The organism is Citrobacter sp. (assembly GCF_050252275.1).
GTDB classification, from domain to species: Bacteria; Pseudomonadota; Gammaproteobacteria; order Enterobacterales; family Enterobacteriaceae; genus Citrobacter_A; species Citrobacter_A amalonaticus.
This window is the reverse complement of record NZ_JBFWLF010000097.1, coordinates 1-14052: the sequence shown is the minus strand read 5'-3', so window position 1 is coordinate 14052 and position 14052 is coordinate 1. Positions and strand designations below refer to the sequence as shown.

Here is a 14052-nt window from a genome sequence, read left to right as displayed (position 1 = left end):
TGAAACGCGCCCGGAGTACCAGTTTGCCAGTCCGCTACATGAAGCCATCATCAAACGGGTGATTCATACCACCGCTGACTTCGACTGGCTGGATATTCTCTGGTTTTCGGATGATGCGCTGGAACAACTTTGTGCGGCGCTGAGCCGCCCGACGGTTATCTATACCGACACCACCATGGCGCTTTCGGGGATCAATAAAACCCTGCTGGCGAAGACGGGGGGCGAGTGTCGCTGCTATATCAGCGATCCGCGCGTGGTAGCGCAAGCGAAAGCGCAGGGTATCACTCGTTCAATGGCGGCTGTCGACATTGCCGTGACGGAAGAAGGCGAAAAAGTGTTTGTCTTTGGCAACGCGCCCACTGCGCTGTTTCGCCTGTTGGAAAAAGATGTAGCGGTAAGCGGCGTGGTGGGCGTGCCGGTGGGATTTGTCGGCGCGGCGGAATCCAAAGAGGCGCTGACGCACAGTCAGTTGCCCGCCATTGCTGCCCTCGGACGCAAAGGCGGCAGTAACGTTGCGGCGGCGATCGTGAACGCCATGCTGTATTACATGCAGGGGGCGCGATGAGCGATCAGACTTTCGACGCGCCCGTCTGGCATAACGGCAAAGCGCTGCGCAAAGGTTATACCACTGGATCGTGCGCCACGGCGGCGGCAAAAGTCGCCGCGCTGATGGTGTTGCGTCAGCATCTGATCCATCAGGTATCGATTGTCACACCTTCCGGCGTCACCCTGTGTCTGAACGTGGAATCTCCACACATTGAAGGACAGCAGGCCATTGCCGCGATCCGTAAAGATGGTGGCGATGATGTCGACGCCACCCACGGGATGTTGATTTTCGCCCGCGTCACGCTGAATGACAGCGGTGAAATTGTCCTGTCCGGGGGCGAAGGCGTCGGCACCGTCACCCGCAAAGGCATTGGTTTGCCTGTCGGCAGCGCGGCAATTAATCGCACCCCGCGCCACACCATTGAGTCCGCCGTGCGTGAGGCGATAGGTCCGGTACGCGGGGCGGAAATCGAAATTTTTGCCCCGGAAGGCGAAGAACGAGCGCAAAAAACCTACAACTCGCGTCTCGGTATTCTTGGCGGAATTTCCATTATTGGCACCACCGGTATTGTGACCCCCATGTCCGAAGAGAGCTGGAAGCGGTCGTTATCGCTGGAGCTGGAAATCAAACGTGCCGCCGGACTGGAGCGGGTAGTTCTGGTGCCGGGTAATCATGGTGAGCGTTTCGTCCGCGAACAGATGGGCATCGATACCAACGTGGTGGTCACCATGAGCAACTTTGTCGGCTACATGATTGAAGAGGCGGTGCGGCTGGGATTTCGCCAGGTCGTGCTCGTCGGACATCCTGGAAAATTGATCAAAATTGCTGCCGGGATCTTCCATACCCACAGTCACATAGCCGATGCGCGAATGGAAACGCTGGTGGCGCATCTGGCGCTGCTCGGCGCGCCGCGGGAGCTGTTGACGCTGGTAAGCGATTGCGACACCACTGAAGCGGCAATGGAGCACATCGACGCGTTCGGCTTTCAGCACATCTACAACCATCTTGCTGAACGCATCTGTCAGCGCGTGATGCAGATGCTGCGCTTTACCAAAACCCCGCCGACCTGCGACGCGATCATGTTTTCGTTTGATAACCAGGTTCTGGGTAGCAACCGCCCCGTCGATGCTATCGCCCGGGAGATGCAATGCTGACGGTCGTGGGGATGGGGCCAGCCGGTCTGCACCTGATGACGCCGGCGGCGCGCGCGGCGGTTGATGAGGCCGATGTGCTGGTCGGCGGTAAGCGCCATTTGCAGCAGTTCCCGGACTTTCGCGGCGAGCAGTTTGCGCTGGGCGCCAACATTCCCGAACTGCTGGCATGGATTGCGGCGCATCAGGATAAGCGGGTGGTGGTTCTGGCTTCCGGCGATCCGCTGTTTTACGGCATCGGTACGCGGATGGTGGCGCATTTTGGCGTTGCGCAGGTACGCATCATTCCAGGTATCAGTGCGGTGCAGTATCTGTGCGCGCAGTCGGGAATCGACATGAATGACATGTGGCTCACCAGTAGCCACGGGCGCAGCGTCTGTTTCGATACGCTGGCGCAGCATAACAAGGTGGCAATGGTCACTGACGGTCAGTGCGGGCCGCGTGACATTGCTGCACAACTGGTTGCACGAGGAAAGGGCGATCGCTGGATGGTGATTGGCGAAAACCTGGCGATGGAAAACGAACGGATCCACTGGCTGCGCGTCAGCGAGGTCCATGCCGAATATGAGATGAATGCAGTGGTGATCCTTGATGAAAGATGAGCTTTTCCTGCGTGGTGAGAAGGTGCCGATGACCAAAGAAGCGGTACGTGCGCTCGCTCTCGCAAAACTTGAACTGCACCGGGCCAGTCACCTGATTGATATCGGGGCCGGAACCGGCAGTGTGTCCATCGAAGCCGCGCTACAGTTTCCGTCGCTACACATTACGGCTATTGAGCGCAATCCGGCGGCGCTGCGTTTACTCGACGAAAACCGGCAGCATTTCGCCTGCGCGAATATCGATATTCTGCCGGGTGAAGCGCCAATGATGATGACCGAGAAAGCCGATGCCGTCTTTATGGGTGGCAGTGGGGGACACCTCACGGAACTGATCGACTGGTCTATGCGCCAGTTGCACGTTGGTGGACGCCTGGTGATGACCTTCATCCTACAGGAAAACCTCAACACCGCGCTGGCACATTTGCAACAGCGCGGTGTGCAGGACGTGGACTGTTTGCAAATGCAGATTTCGTCGTTGACCACGCTGGGCGCGGGTCACTATTTCAAACCGAACAATCCCGTTTTTGTCATCGCCTGCCAGAAGGAAGAACGCCATGTCTGAGACATTTGATCCCCGTTGTGTGTGGTTTGTCGGCGCAGGTCCGGGTGATCGGGAGCTGATTACGCTTAAGGGTTACCGGCTGTTGCAACAGGCGCAGGTGGTGATTTACGCCGGATCGCTGATCAACACCGAACTGCTGGAGTATTGCCCGGAGGGCGCGGAGTGCCACGACAGTGCGGAACTGCACCTTGAGCAAATCCTCACCCTGATGGAAGAGGGGGTGAAGGCCGGAAAAACGGTAGTGCGCCTGCAAACCGGCGACGTGTCGCTGTATGGCTCGGTGCGCGAACAGGGGGAAGAGCTGACCAAACGTGGTATCCCCTGGCAGGTGGTGCCGGGGGTCAGCGCTTTCCTCGGCGCGGCGGCGGAGCTGGGGGTTGAGTACACCGTGCCGGAAGTCTCGCAAAGCCTGATTATTACGCGACTCGAAGGTCGCACGCCGGTGCCAGAACGTGAACAACTGGAATCGTTCGCCAGCCACCAGACCTCAATGGCGATTTATCTCTCCGTCCAGCGTATCAACCGGGTTGCGGAACGGTTGATTGAGGGCGGTTACCCGGCGACCACACCGGTGGCCGTGATCTACAAAGCGACCTGGCCGGAAAGTCAAACCGTGCGTGGCACGCTGGCGGATATCGCCGATAAAGTGCGCGACGCCGGGATCCGCAAAACGGCGCTCATCCTGGTCGGGAATTTCCTCGGAGATGAGTATCACTACTCCAGACTCTATGCCGCGGACTTTAGCCATGAATACCGTAAAGCCTGAATCAATCGCGCTGTTTTGCCTGACGCCCGGCGGTGTAATGCTGGCTAAACGGCTGGCAGCGATGTTACCGCTGACCTGTTTTACCAGTGAAAAATTGCTGGAGGACGGTTTCTTACCGTTCGACGGCGGGTTCGCCCACGCCGCGCGCGACGCGTTTTCGAACTATTCCGCGCTGATTTTTATCGGGGCGACCGGTATCGCGGTGCGCGTGCTGGCCCCGCTGGTGAATGACAAGTTCAGCGATCCGGCGGTGGTGGTGATCGACGAGCGCGGCCAGCATGTGATCAGCCTGCTTTCCGGCCATGCGGGCGGCGCGAACGCGCTGACCCGTTATCTCGCCGGCATGCTGGGTGCCGATCCGGTGATTACCACTGCCACCGATGTCAATGAGATGGCGGCACTGGACACCCTCGCGTTTCAGCTCAACGCCCGTATGACCGACTTTCGCACCGCAGTAAAAGCGGTGAATCAGATGCTGGTGAGCAACCAGCGCGTGGGACTGTGGTGGGATGAAGAACTGGATGAAGACGTCCGCCACTGCGATCGCCGTGGGTTCATTACCGTTACCGATCTCCAGCAATTGCCTGAACTGGATGCGCTGGTGTGCGTCACGTTACGTAACGAATTGCCGGATATTCCGGTTCAACACTGGAAACTGGTGCCACAACGGGTGGTCGCTGGCATTGGCTGTCGTCGCGATACGCCGTTCCCACTACTGGCTGCGCTGCTGGCGCGTCAGCTTGAAGCGCAGCGCTTTGATCCGCTGGCGCTGAAAGCCATCGGCAGCGTGTCGCTCAAGAAAGACGAAGAGGGGCTGATTCAACTTGCCTCCTGCTGGCGTGTGCCGTTTGAAACCTTTAGCGCTGACGCGCTGCGTGAGCATGAACATCACTTTCCGGCTTCGCCGTTTGTTCGCCAGACGGTCGGCGTTGGAAGCGTCTCGGGTCCGGCAGCATGGCTGCTGAGTCATGGGCAATTGACCGGCGAAACCTTGCGTGAGCAGGGCGTCACTATCACTTTGGGAGTTTCACACTGATGTTAACCGTAATCGGAATCGGCCCCGGCTCACAGGCCATGATGACCATGGAAGCCGTTGAGGCTCTACAGGCGGCAGAAATTATTGTGGGTTACAAAACCTACACTCACCTCGTCAAAGCGTTTACCGGTGACAAGCAGGTGATCAAAACCGGCATGTGCAAAGAGATCGAGCGCTGCCATGCGGCGATTGAACTGGCGCAGGCCGGACACAACGTGGCGCTGATCAGCAGCGGTGACGCCGGTATTTACGGTATGGCGGGGCTGGTGCTGGAGCTGGTCAGCAAACAGAAACTGGACGTTGAAGTGCGCCTGATCCCGGGGATGACTGCCAGTATCGCGGCGGCGTCGCTGCTCGGCGCACCGCTGATGCACGATTTTTGTCACATCAGTTTAAGCGATTTACTTACACCGTGGCCGGTTATCGAAAAACGCATTATCGCCGCCGGAGAAGCGGACTTCGTCATCTGCTTCTACAACCCGCGCAGCCGGGGCCGTGAGGGGCATCTGGCGCGCGCATTTGAACTGCTTTCCGCCAGTAAGAGCGGGCAAACGCCGGTGGGAGTGGTGAAATCTGCCGGGCGTAAAAAGCAAGAGAAATGGCTGACTACGCTGGGCGAGATGGATTTTGAACCGGTGGATATGACCAGTCTGGTGATCGTCGGTAACAAAGCGACTTATGTGCAGGACGGTCTGATGATCACGCCACGAGGTTACGTGCTGTGAGTTTTGGTGAGGTTCTGGTCATGGGCGGCACCAGCGATGCCCGTGCGCTGTGCCAGCAACTGGATGCCGCCAATGTGGCTTACACCCTGTCGGTGGCGACGCCGACCGGGAAACAACTGGCTGGCGACATCAAGGGGCAGGTGCGCTGTGGTCGGCTCGAGCAGGATGAAATGGTGAACTGGCTGAAGGAGAACGGAACGCGATGGGTGATCGATGCTTCGCACCCGTATGCCGAAGTGGTGAGCCGCAATATTCTGTGCGCCTGCGAGCGGGCTGGCGTGCTGCTGAGCCGCTACCAGCGCCCGGAACAGCTTAGTGAACTGACGCATCCGCTGCTCTTCACTGTACAGAGCATTGCCGAGGCGTGCGACGTTGCACGACGTTTTGGCGAGCGCGTACTGCTGACCACCGGAAGTAAAGATCTGGCGCTGTGGCGCGCGGGGTTGCCGGAAAAAACGCTGTTCGCCCGCGTGTTGCCTGTCCCCGAGGTGATTCAACAGTGCGCCGATCTGGGCTTTGGCGTAGGCGAGACGTTCGCGCTGTGCGGGCCGTTCAGCGCTGAATTTAACGCTGCGTTTTATCGTCAGTGTCAGGCTGACGTCGTGATAACCAAGGCTTCTGGCGCAGAGGGCGGTTATCAGGAAAAGGTTCAACCCTGTCTGGATGCAGGCATTCCCTGCATCGTGATTACCCGCCCGGCGCCGCTGGTGACGGGAGATGAGTTACTGGAAAGTCAGGCCGCATTTGCGCAACGTTTGGCGCGCTGGCTGGCCGCTGCTTAAGGAATCAGAAAATGAAAAAAGCGCTTCTGGTGGTTAGCTTTGGCACCAGCTATCACGATACCTGCGAGAAGAACATTGTGGCCTGCGAGCGCGATCTGGCCGCCAGCTGTCCTGACCGCACCCTGTTCCGTGCCTTTACCTCTGGAATGATTATTCGCAAGCTCAAACAGCGTGATGGTATTGAGATAGATACCCCGCTGCAGGCGCTGCAAAAGCTTGCTGATCAGGGTTATCAGGATGTGGCGATTCAGTCGCTGCACATCATTAACGGCGACGAATATGAAAAAATTGTCCGTGAAGTGCAGACTCTGCGTCCGCTGTTTGCCCGCCTGACGCTGGGCGTTCCGCTGTTGAGCAGACATGACGATTACGCGCAGTTAATGCTCGCCCTGAAACAGCAGATGCCTGTCCCCGCCGCCAATGAGAAGGTGGTATTCATGGGCCACGGCGCCAGCCATCACGCGTTTGCCGCTTATGCCTGCCTCGACCACATGATGATGGCGCAGGGCTTCCCGGCGCGCGTCGGCGCGGTGGAGAGCTATCCGGAAGTCGATATTCTGATTGAGAGCCTGAGCAAAGAGGGGGTCAAAGCCGTCCATCTGATGCCGCTGATGCTGGTGGCAGGGGATCACGCCATCAATGATATGGCTTCGGACGACGATGATTCGTGGAAAACGCTGTTTACGGCGGCGGGGATCACGGCAACGCCGTGGCTGAGCGGTCTTGGCGAAAATCCGGCGGTGCGGGCGATGTTCGTCGCGCATTTGCAACAAGCGCTGAGCGTGGCGATGGAGGAAGCGGCATGAGCGGCAAACTGTACGCCCTGAGCACTGGCCCGGGAGCAGCCGATCTGATTACCGTTCGCGCCTCACGTATTCTGGGTTCACTGGATATTCTCTATGCCCCGGCGGGACGTAAGGGTGGCGACAGCCTCGCGCTTTCCATCGTGCGGGAGTTCATCGGTACGAACACAGAAATTCGTTGCTGCCATTTCCCCATGAGCGCAGACAGCGCGGAAAAAGAGGCGGTCTGGGATGAAGTGGCCGCGGCGTTGGTTCAGGAAGTGGAGGCAGGCAAACAGGTGGGATTTATCACCCTGGGTGACGCCATGTTGTTCAGCACCTGGGTCTTTTTACTACAGCGCATCGGGTGTCCTGACTGGCTGGAGATCGTGCCTGGCGTGACGTCGTTTGCCGCCATTGCCGCCCGATCCAAAACGCCGCTGGCGATGGAACAGCAGTCGCTGGCGGTGATCTCCTGTACCGCACCGGAAGCGGAGATCGCCCAGGCGCTACGTCAACACGACAGTCTGGTACTGATGAAGGTCTATGGTCGCTTTGCGCGGATTAAAGCGCTGCTGGATCAGGCCGGATTACTGGATTGTGCACTGATGATGTCCGAGGCCACGCTCCCTGGAGAGCAGTGCTGGCGGCATCTCAACGAGGTCAGCGACGATCAGCCGTTGCCTTATTTCTCGACCATCCTGGTCAACAAACAGTGGGAGTATGCAGAATGAAACTCGAACAACAGCTGAAACAGCTGTCATTCAGTGGTCTGGCTGCGGCGCTATTGCTGATGATTGTGCCGGAGCAGGCGTTCGCCATGCACATCATGGAGGGATTTTTACCGCCGATGTGGGCGCTGGCCTGGTGGTTGCTGTTTTTACCGTGCCTGTGGTACGGACTGGTGCGCCTGCGACATATCGTGATGGATGAGAGCCATCAGAAAGTGCTACTGGCGCTGTGCGGGGCGTTTATTTTTGTGCTGTCGGCACTGAAGATCCCGTCGGTTACCGGTAGCTGCTCACATCCGACAGGCGTCGGGCTGGCGGTGATCCTGTTTGGTCCGGGCGTGGTGGCGGTTCTCGGCGCTATCGTATTGCTGTTCCAGGCGCTGCTTCTGGCGCACGGTGGCTTGACCACCCTGGGCGCTAACGGCATGTCGATGGCGGTAATTGGCCCGGTTGTCGGCTATATGGTGTGGAAGATGGCCTGTCGCGCCGGGATCCGTCGTGATGTTGGCGTCTTCCTCTGCGCCATGCTGGCGGATCTGGTGACTTACTTTGTGACATCTGTACAGCTTGGCGTGGCCTTCCCGGATCCCGAAGCGGGCGCGCCAGGATCTGTCGTCAAGTTTATGGGGATTTTCTGCCTGACGCAGATCCCGATTGCTATCGCCGAAGGCTTGCTGACCGTGATGATCTACGACCAGCTGACGAAACGGCAACTGATAACCGCGCAAGGACATTAACATGAAAAAGACGCTGATATTGTTGGCCATGGTGATTGCTTTGGTCGTGTTGCCGTTCTTTATCAATCACGGTGGTGAATACGGTGGCTCGGACGGTGAAGCGGAAAGCCAGATTCAGGTGGTTGCTCCGCATTATGAGCCGTGGTTCCAGCCGCTGTATGAACCGGCGAGCGGGGAAATTGAAAGCCTGTTGTTTACGTTGCAAGGCTCGCTCGGCGCGGCGGTGATTTTCTATATTCTGGGCTACACCAAAGGCAGACAACGCCGTGATGACCGGGCTTGATCGACTGAGCTATCAGAGCCGCTGGTTTCACGTCGCACCAGAGCGTAAGTTCCTGTTCTGGCTGCTGCTGATGACTCTGGCGTTTACCCTGCCCGCCTGGGGGCAGGGTATCGAGCTGGCGCTGATTGCCGGGCTGACCTGCTGGCTGCTGCGCATCTCCCTGCGCCGTTGGTGTCGCTGGATGGCGCTGCCGTTTGGTTTTCTGGTGGTGGGGGTGGTGACGATTCTGTTCAGCGTCAGCCGCGACCCACAAACGCTGTTGGTCAGTTTTCCGCTTGGCAGTTACTGGCTGGGGGTCACGGCGTCTGGGCTGCACACCGCGAACGAGACGTTCTGGCGGAGTCTGGCCGCGCTGGCCGCCACGTTCTGGCTGGTGCTTAACCTGCCGTTTCCGCAGCTGATTTTACTGCTCAAACGGGCACGGATACCGCGTCTGCTGACGGAACAGATCCTGCTGACCTGGCGCTTTATTTTTATTCTGTTAGATGAAGCGATGGCGATTCATCGCGCGCAGACGCTGCGTTTTGGCTATCGTAGTTTGCCGATTGGCTATCGCTCGCTGGCGATGCTGGTGGGCGTTTTGTTTACCCGGGTGCTGATTCGCTATCAGCAAATGGCGGCGACGTTAGATATCAAATTGTATCAGGGCGATTTTCACCTGTAAGGAAAAGCATGCTTGCCACCACCGAACTCTGGTTTCGTTATCAGGATGCGCAGGTACTTAAAGGGCTGACGCTGGATTTTTCACAGCATGCCGTCACCGGACTGGTGGGAGCCAACGGCTGTGGGAAATCCACCCTATTTATGAATCTGAGCGGATTACTGCGACCGCAACAGGGCGCGGTATTGTGGCAGGGAAAACCGCTGGACTACAGTAAGCGTGGCCTGCTGGCGCTGCGTCAGCAGGTCGCGACGGTGTTTCAGGATCCCGATCAGCAAATTTTCTACACCGATATCGACAGCGATATCGCCTTCAGCCTGCGCAATCTTGGCGTGGAGGAGGGAGAAATTGCCCGACGAGTCGACGAGGCGTTGACGCTGGTAGATGCGCAACATTTTCGCCAGCAGCCGATTCAGTGCTTAAGCCACGGACAAAAGAAGCGGGTGGCCATCGCCGGTGCGCTGGTGCTACGGGCAAAATACCTGTTACTGGATGAACCCACGGCGGGGCTGGATCCTTCAGGACGTAGCCAGATGATCGACATCATCAAACGGATTGTGGCGCAGGGAAATCACGTGGTGATCTCCAGCCATGATATTGATCTGATTTATGAAGTCAGCAATGCCGTCTACGTTTTACGTCATGGCGAAGTGCTGGCGCACGGTGAGCCGGGTGAGGTTTTTGCCCGTACAGAACTGATTGAAGAGGCCGGGTTAACGCAACCCTGGCTGGTGAAACTGCACGCAGAGCTAGGTATGCCGCTGTGCAAAACCGAAGATGAATTTTTCCGTTGTATGCGACAACGCGCAATCAAGGAGGCGTCATGACGCAGGCCATTATGTTGCAGGGAACGGCGTCTGACGTCGGCAAGAGTGTTCTGGTGGCGGGACTGTGCCGCATTTTTTATCAGGATGGTCGGCGGACCGCACCGTTTAAGTCGCAGAATATGGCGCTCAACTCCGGCATCACGCCGGAGGGGAAAGAGATGGGCCGCGCGCAGATTTTCCAGGCCGAAGCGGCGGGCATTGTGCCGGATGTCCGCATGAATCCGGTGCTGTTGAAACCGACCAGCGATCGCAAGGCGCAGGTGGTGCTGATGGGACAGGTGGCGACCGATATGGATGCGGTCAGCTATCACGAATACAAGCCGCGTCTACGCGAGCAGATCCTTTCCGTTTACACCAGTCTGGCGCAGGAGTTTGATGTACTGGTGCTGGAAGGGGCGGGCAGTCCGGCGGAGATCAACCTGCGTGACCGCGACATCGTCAATATGGGGATGGCCGAGATGGCGCAATGCCCGGTGATCCTGGTCGCCGATATCGATCGCGGCGGGGTGTTTGCCTCCATCTACGGTACGCTGGCGCTGCTGCATGAACATGAGCGTGCGCGGGTGAAAGGGGTGATCATCAATAAGTTTCGTGGTGATGTGGCGTTGCTTAATCCCGGTATTGAGCAGATTGAAAGCCTGACCGGCGTTCCCGTGCTGGGCGTGATGCCGTGGCTGGATGTCGATCTCGAAGATGAAGATGGCGTGGCGCTGCAAAAAGGGAAATACCTGCGCACGGAAAAACGCGACATCAACATTGCCGTGGTGCAAATCCCGCATATCTCCAATTTCACCGATTTTAACGCGCTGGCCGCGCAGCCCGATGTGCGCGTGCGCTATGTGCGTCATCCGCAAGAACTGGCGGACGTTGACCTGGTGATCCTGCCGGGCAGTAAAAATACGCTCGGCGATCTGGTGTGGCTACGTGAAAGCGGCATGGCCCACGCGGTGTTGCAGGCGCACCAACAAAATATCCCCATTGTCGGGATCTGTGGTGGCTACCAGATGTTGGGCGAGACCATTATCGATGAGGTCGAGTCAGGGCTGGGAACGCTACCGGGTCTGGGGTTGCTCGATACGGTAACGCATTTTGCCCAGCGGAAAACCACAACCCAGGTAACGGCGACGATGTCGTCGACACTGCCGGACTGGTTGTCTGCGGCGTCCGGGTTGCCAGTGCGCGGTTATGAAATTCACATGGGCGAAACGACGCTGAACGGCGATTGCCAGTCGGTGATGCAACTGCAGAAGCACGGCGAAAACGTTGCGGATGGCGCCGTCTCCGCCGACGGACGGGCGTTTGGAACTTATCTGCATGGCTTGTTTGACAGTGATGATTTTACGCGAGCGCTGGTCAATGGCCTGCGCGTGCGTAAAGGGCTAGCTCCCCTGGATCCCACCTTCCAATACGCGCAATATAAATCGCAGCAGTTTGATCTGCTGGCGGATGCGATGCGGCAACACATCGATATTGAGAAAATTTATACCATCATGCAGCAACATCGGGAGTCAGTATGATGATTCTGGTCACTGGCGGCGCCCGCAGCGGTAAGAGTCGTCATGCCGAAGCCCTGATCGCTGATTTCCCGCAGGTGCTGTACATCGCGACATCGCAGATTTTTGATGACGAAATGGCAGCGCGCATTCAGCATCATCGTGATGGACGTCCAGCGCACTGGCGTACCGCCGAGCGCTGGCAGCATCTTGATGAATTGATTAGCGCAGAGAACGCGCCGGATGAAGCCATTCTACTGGAGTGCATCACCACCATGGTCACTAACCTGCTGTTTGCTTTGGGCGGCGACAGTGACCCCGATAGCTGGGATTACGCCGCGCTGGAAACGGCGATTGAGGCGGAGATCCAGAAGCTGATCGCGGCCTGTCAGCGATGTCCGGCCAGGGTGGTGTTAGTGACCAACGAAGTCGGGATGGGGATCGTGCCGGAAAACCGTCTGGCGCGGCACTTTCGGGATATCGCCGGGCGTGTGAATCAGCGTCTGGCGGCAGCGGCGGATGAGGTCTGGCTGGTGGTATCTGGTATTGGAGTCAAAATTAAATGAGTAAGTTGTTCTGGGCAATGCTCTCTTTTATTACGCGTTTGCCCGTTCCGGGTCGCTGGTCGCAGGGACTGGAATTCGATCAGTATTCTCGCGGTATTGTGACTTTCCCGCTCATCGGCCTGCTACTCGGCGCGTTGAGTGGGCTGGTGTTTATGCTCTTTCAGCCCTGGTGCGGCGCACCACTGGCGGCGCTCTTTACCGTGTTAGCGCTGGCGCTGATGACCGGGGGCTTTCACCTCGACGGTCTGGCTGATACCTGCGATGGCGTTTTCTCCGCCCGCAGCCGCGAACGTATGCTGGAAATTATGCGCGACAGCCGACTGGGAACGCACGGCGGTCTGGCGCTCATTTTTGTCTTGCTGGCGAAAGTGCTGGTGATCAGTGAACTGTCGCTACGCGGCACTCCTGTGCTGGCCGCGCTGGCAGCCGCCTGTGCCGTTGGGCGTGGGACAGCCGTGTTGTTGATGTATCGCCACCGCTACGCCCGTGAAGAGGGATTAGGCAACGTGTTTATCGGTCATGTCACCGGGACGCAAACCTGTTTTACCCTTGGTCTGGCCGCGATTCTGGCGGCGGTTCTGTTGCCTGGAATGCAGGGGGTGGCGGCACTGGTCATGACGATGGTGTCTGTCTTCCTGCTGGGACAACTGTTAAAACGGACGTTGGGTGGGCAAACCGGCGATACGCTGGGTGCGGCAATAGAACTTGGCGAGTTGATATTCCTGCTGGCTCTGCTGTGAGTCAGCCAACACAATGAGAACGCATATGCAAACGTTAACCTCTTTACTCCGCGAAATTCCGCCGCCAGACCGTGGCGCGATGACACGCGCGCAACAGCATATTGATGGCCTGCTTAAACCGCCTGGTAGCCTGGGTCGGCTGGAGGCGCTGGCGGTACAGCTGGCCGGTATGCCAGGTCTACACGGTGTACCGCGTGTCGGTGAAAAAGCGATACTGGTGATGTGCGCCGATCACGGTGTCTGGGATGAAGGGGTTGCCGTTTCGCCTAAAGTGGTGACCGCCATTCAGGCGGCAAATATGACGCGCGGCACGACGGGCGTTTGTGTGCTTGCCGCTCATGCCGGTGCAAAGGTTCATGTGATCGACGTGGGGATTGATGCTGAACTCATCCCCGGCGTAGTGAACATGCGCGTCGCACGTGGGTGTGGAAACATCGCCACTGGCCCTGCGATGAGCCGTACGCAGGCGGAAGAGCTACTGCTGGAAGTCATTCGCTACACACGCGAACAGGCGCAGCGCGGCGTGACGCTGTTTGGCGTTGGCGAGTTGGGGATGGCGAATACCACGCCTGCTGCGGCGATTGTTAGCGTCCTGACAGGCAGTGAGGCTGAAGCGGTGGTGGGAATTGGCGCTAACCTGCCGCTTTCCCGTGTAGGCAATAAAGTGGAGGTGGTTCGCCGGGCGATTGCCGTCAACCAGCCCAATCCGCATGATGGGGTGGATGTGCTGGCGAAAGTCGGTGGATTTGACCTAGTGGGCATGGCGGGAGTTATCCTGGGCGCCGCGTCCTGCGGTTTACCGGTGTTGCTGGATGGCTTCCTGTCCTATTCCGCTGCGCTGGCCGCCTGTCAGATTGCGCCGGAGATCAAACCGTATCTGATCCCATCACATTTCTCCGCCGAAAAGGGCGCACGGATTGCGCTGGAGCACCTGGAGCTCGAACCGTATCTCAACATGGGAATGCGCCTGGGTGAGGGGAGCGGTGCTGCACTGGCGATGCCGATTGTGGAAGCGGCCTGCGCGATGTACAGCAACATGGGAGAACTGGCCGCCAGCAATATCG

General features: G+C 58.2%; 18 protein-coding genes. All 18 read left to right on the top strand.

Going from position 1 to position 14052, the window contains the following annotated elements:
• The coding region (locus AB7E14_RS10455; protein WP_428169505.1) for a cobalt-precorrin-8 methylmutase at positions 1 to 565 on the top strand (565 nt) is incomplete at its 5' end.
• Positions 562 to 1701, top strand: coding sequence for a cobalt-precorrin-5B (C(1))-methyltransferase CbiD (cbiD, locus tag AB7E14_RS10450; RefSeq protein ID WP_044326735.1), 1140 nt, complete (start codon positions 562 to 564; stop codon positions 1699 to 1701). The genes AB7E14_RS10455 and cbiD, both read left to right, overlap by 4 nt.
• Positions 1695 to 2300, top strand: a complete 606-nt coding sequence (locus AB7E14_RS10445; protein WP_043000245.1) for a cobalt-precorrin-7 (C(5))-methyltransferase — start codon at positions 1695 to 1697, stop codon at positions 2298 to 2300. The genes cbiD and AB7E14_RS10445 overlap by 7 nt, the downstream gene beginning before the upstream one ends.
• Positions 2290 to 2859, top strand: a complete 570-nt coding sequence (locus AB7E14_RS10440; RefSeq protein ID WP_043000246.1) for a decarboxylating cobalt-precorrin-6B (C(15))-methyltransferase — start codon at positions 2290 to 2292, stop codon at positions 2857 to 2859. The genes AB7E14_RS10445 and AB7E14_RS10440 overlap by 11 nt, the downstream gene beginning before the upstream one ends.
• Positions 2852 to 3625, top strand: a complete 774-nt coding sequence (locus tag AB7E14_RS10435; protein WP_043000247.1) for a cobalt-precorrin-4 methyltransferase — start codon at positions 2852 to 2854, stop codon at positions 3623 to 3625. The genes AB7E14_RS10440 and AB7E14_RS10435 overlap by 8 nt, the downstream gene beginning before the upstream one ends.
• A complete protein-coding gene (gene cbiG, locus AB7E14_RS10430) occupies positions 3606 to 4661 on the top strand; it encodes a cobalt-precorrin 5A hydrolase (protein ID WP_043000248.1) in 1056 nt (351 codons plus the stop codon). Before AB7E14_RS10435 ends, cbiG begins: the two co-directional genes overlap by 20 nt.
• Complete coding sequence (locus AB7E14_RS10425) at positions 4661 to 5386, top strand: precorrin-3B C(17)-methyltransferase (RefSeq protein WP_042318211.1); 726 nt, start codon at positions 4661 to 4663, stop codon at positions 5384 to 5386. Before cbiG ends, AB7E14_RS10425 begins: the two co-directional genes overlap by 1 nt.
• Positions 5383 to 6168, top strand: coding sequence for a cobalt-precorrin-6A reductase (locus tag AB7E14_RS10420; RefSeq protein WP_316961821.1), 786 nt, complete (start codon positions 5383 to 5385; stop codon positions 6166 to 6168). Before AB7E14_RS10425 ends, AB7E14_RS10420 begins: the two co-directional genes overlap by 4 nt.
• A gap of 11 nt (positions 6169 to 6179) precedes the next feature.
• Positions 6180 to 6974 carry a sirohydrochlorin cobaltochelatase gene (gene cbiK / locus AB7E14_RS10415; protein ID WP_316961820.1) on the top strand — a complete coding sequence of 265 codons (795 nt, stop codon included), beginning with the start codon at positions 6180 to 6182 and terminating at the stop codon, positions 6972 to 6974.
• A complete protein-coding gene (locus AB7E14_RS10410; RefSeq protein WP_316961819.1) occupies positions 6971 to 7684 on the top strand; it encodes a cobalt-factor II C(20)-methyltransferase in 714 nt (237 codons plus the stop codon). Before cbiK ends, AB7E14_RS10410 begins: the two co-directional genes overlap by 4 nt.
• The gene (gene cbiM / locus AB7E14_RS10405) at positions 7681 to 8418 is read left to right on the top strand and encodes a cobalt ECF transporter S component CbiM (RefSeq protein ID WP_316961818.1); all 738 of its coding nucleotides are present in this window, start codon (positions 7681 to 7683) and stop codon (positions 8416 to 8418) included. The genes AB7E14_RS10410 and cbiM overlap by 4 nt, the downstream gene beginning before the upstream one ends.
• Position 8419: 1 nt before the next feature.
• On the top strand, positions 8420 to 8701 hold the full coding sequence (locus AB7E14_RS10400; protein WP_043000254.1) for an energy-coupling factor ABC transporter substrate-binding protein: 282 nt from the start codon (positions 8420 to 8422) through the stop codon (positions 8699 to 8701).
• Positions 8688 to 9365 carry an energy-coupling factor ABC transporter transmembrane protein gene (locus AB7E14_RS10395; RefSeq protein WP_043000255.1) on the top strand — a complete coding sequence of 226 codons (678 nt, stop codon included), beginning with the start codon at positions 8688 to 8690 and terminating at the stop codon, positions 9363 to 9365. Before AB7E14_RS10400 ends, AB7E14_RS10395 begins: the two co-directional genes overlap by 14 nt.
• Before the next feature lie 8 nt (positions 9366 to 9373).
• Positions 9374 to 10189, top strand: a complete 816-nt coding sequence (locus tag AB7E14_RS10390; RefSeq protein ID WP_043000256.1) for an energy-coupling factor ABC transporter ATP-binding protein — start codon at positions 9374 to 9376, stop codon at positions 10187 to 10189.
• On the top strand, positions 10186 to 11706 hold the full coding sequence (locus AB7E14_RS10385) for a cobyric acid synthase (protein WP_058588244.1): 1521 nt from the start codon (positions 10186 to 10188) through the stop codon (positions 11704 to 11706). The genes AB7E14_RS10390 and AB7E14_RS10385 overlap by 4 nt, the downstream gene beginning before the upstream one ends.
• On the top strand, positions 11703 to 12248 hold the full coding sequence (gene cobU, locus AB7E14_RS10380; protein ID WP_316961817.1) for a bifunctional adenosylcobinamide kinase/adenosylcobinamide-phosphate guanylyltransferase: 546 nt from the start codon (positions 11703 to 11705) through the stop codon (positions 12246 to 12248). Before AB7E14_RS10385 ends, cobU begins: the two co-directional genes overlap by 4 nt.
• Entirely contained in the window at positions 12245 to 12988 is a 744-nt protein-coding gene (gene cobS / locus AB7E14_RS10375; RefSeq protein WP_316961816.1) for an adenosylcobinamide-GDP ribazoletransferase, read from the top strand. Before cobU ends, cobS begins: the two co-directional genes overlap by 4 nt.
• Positions 12989 to 13013: 25 nt before the next feature.
• Positions 13014 to 14052, top strand: a 1039-nt coding sequence (cobT, locus tag AB7E14_RS10370) for a nicotinate-nucleotide--dimethylbenzimidazole phosphoribosyltransferase (RefSeq protein WP_428169504.1), incomplete at its 3' end; no start/stop codon positions are given.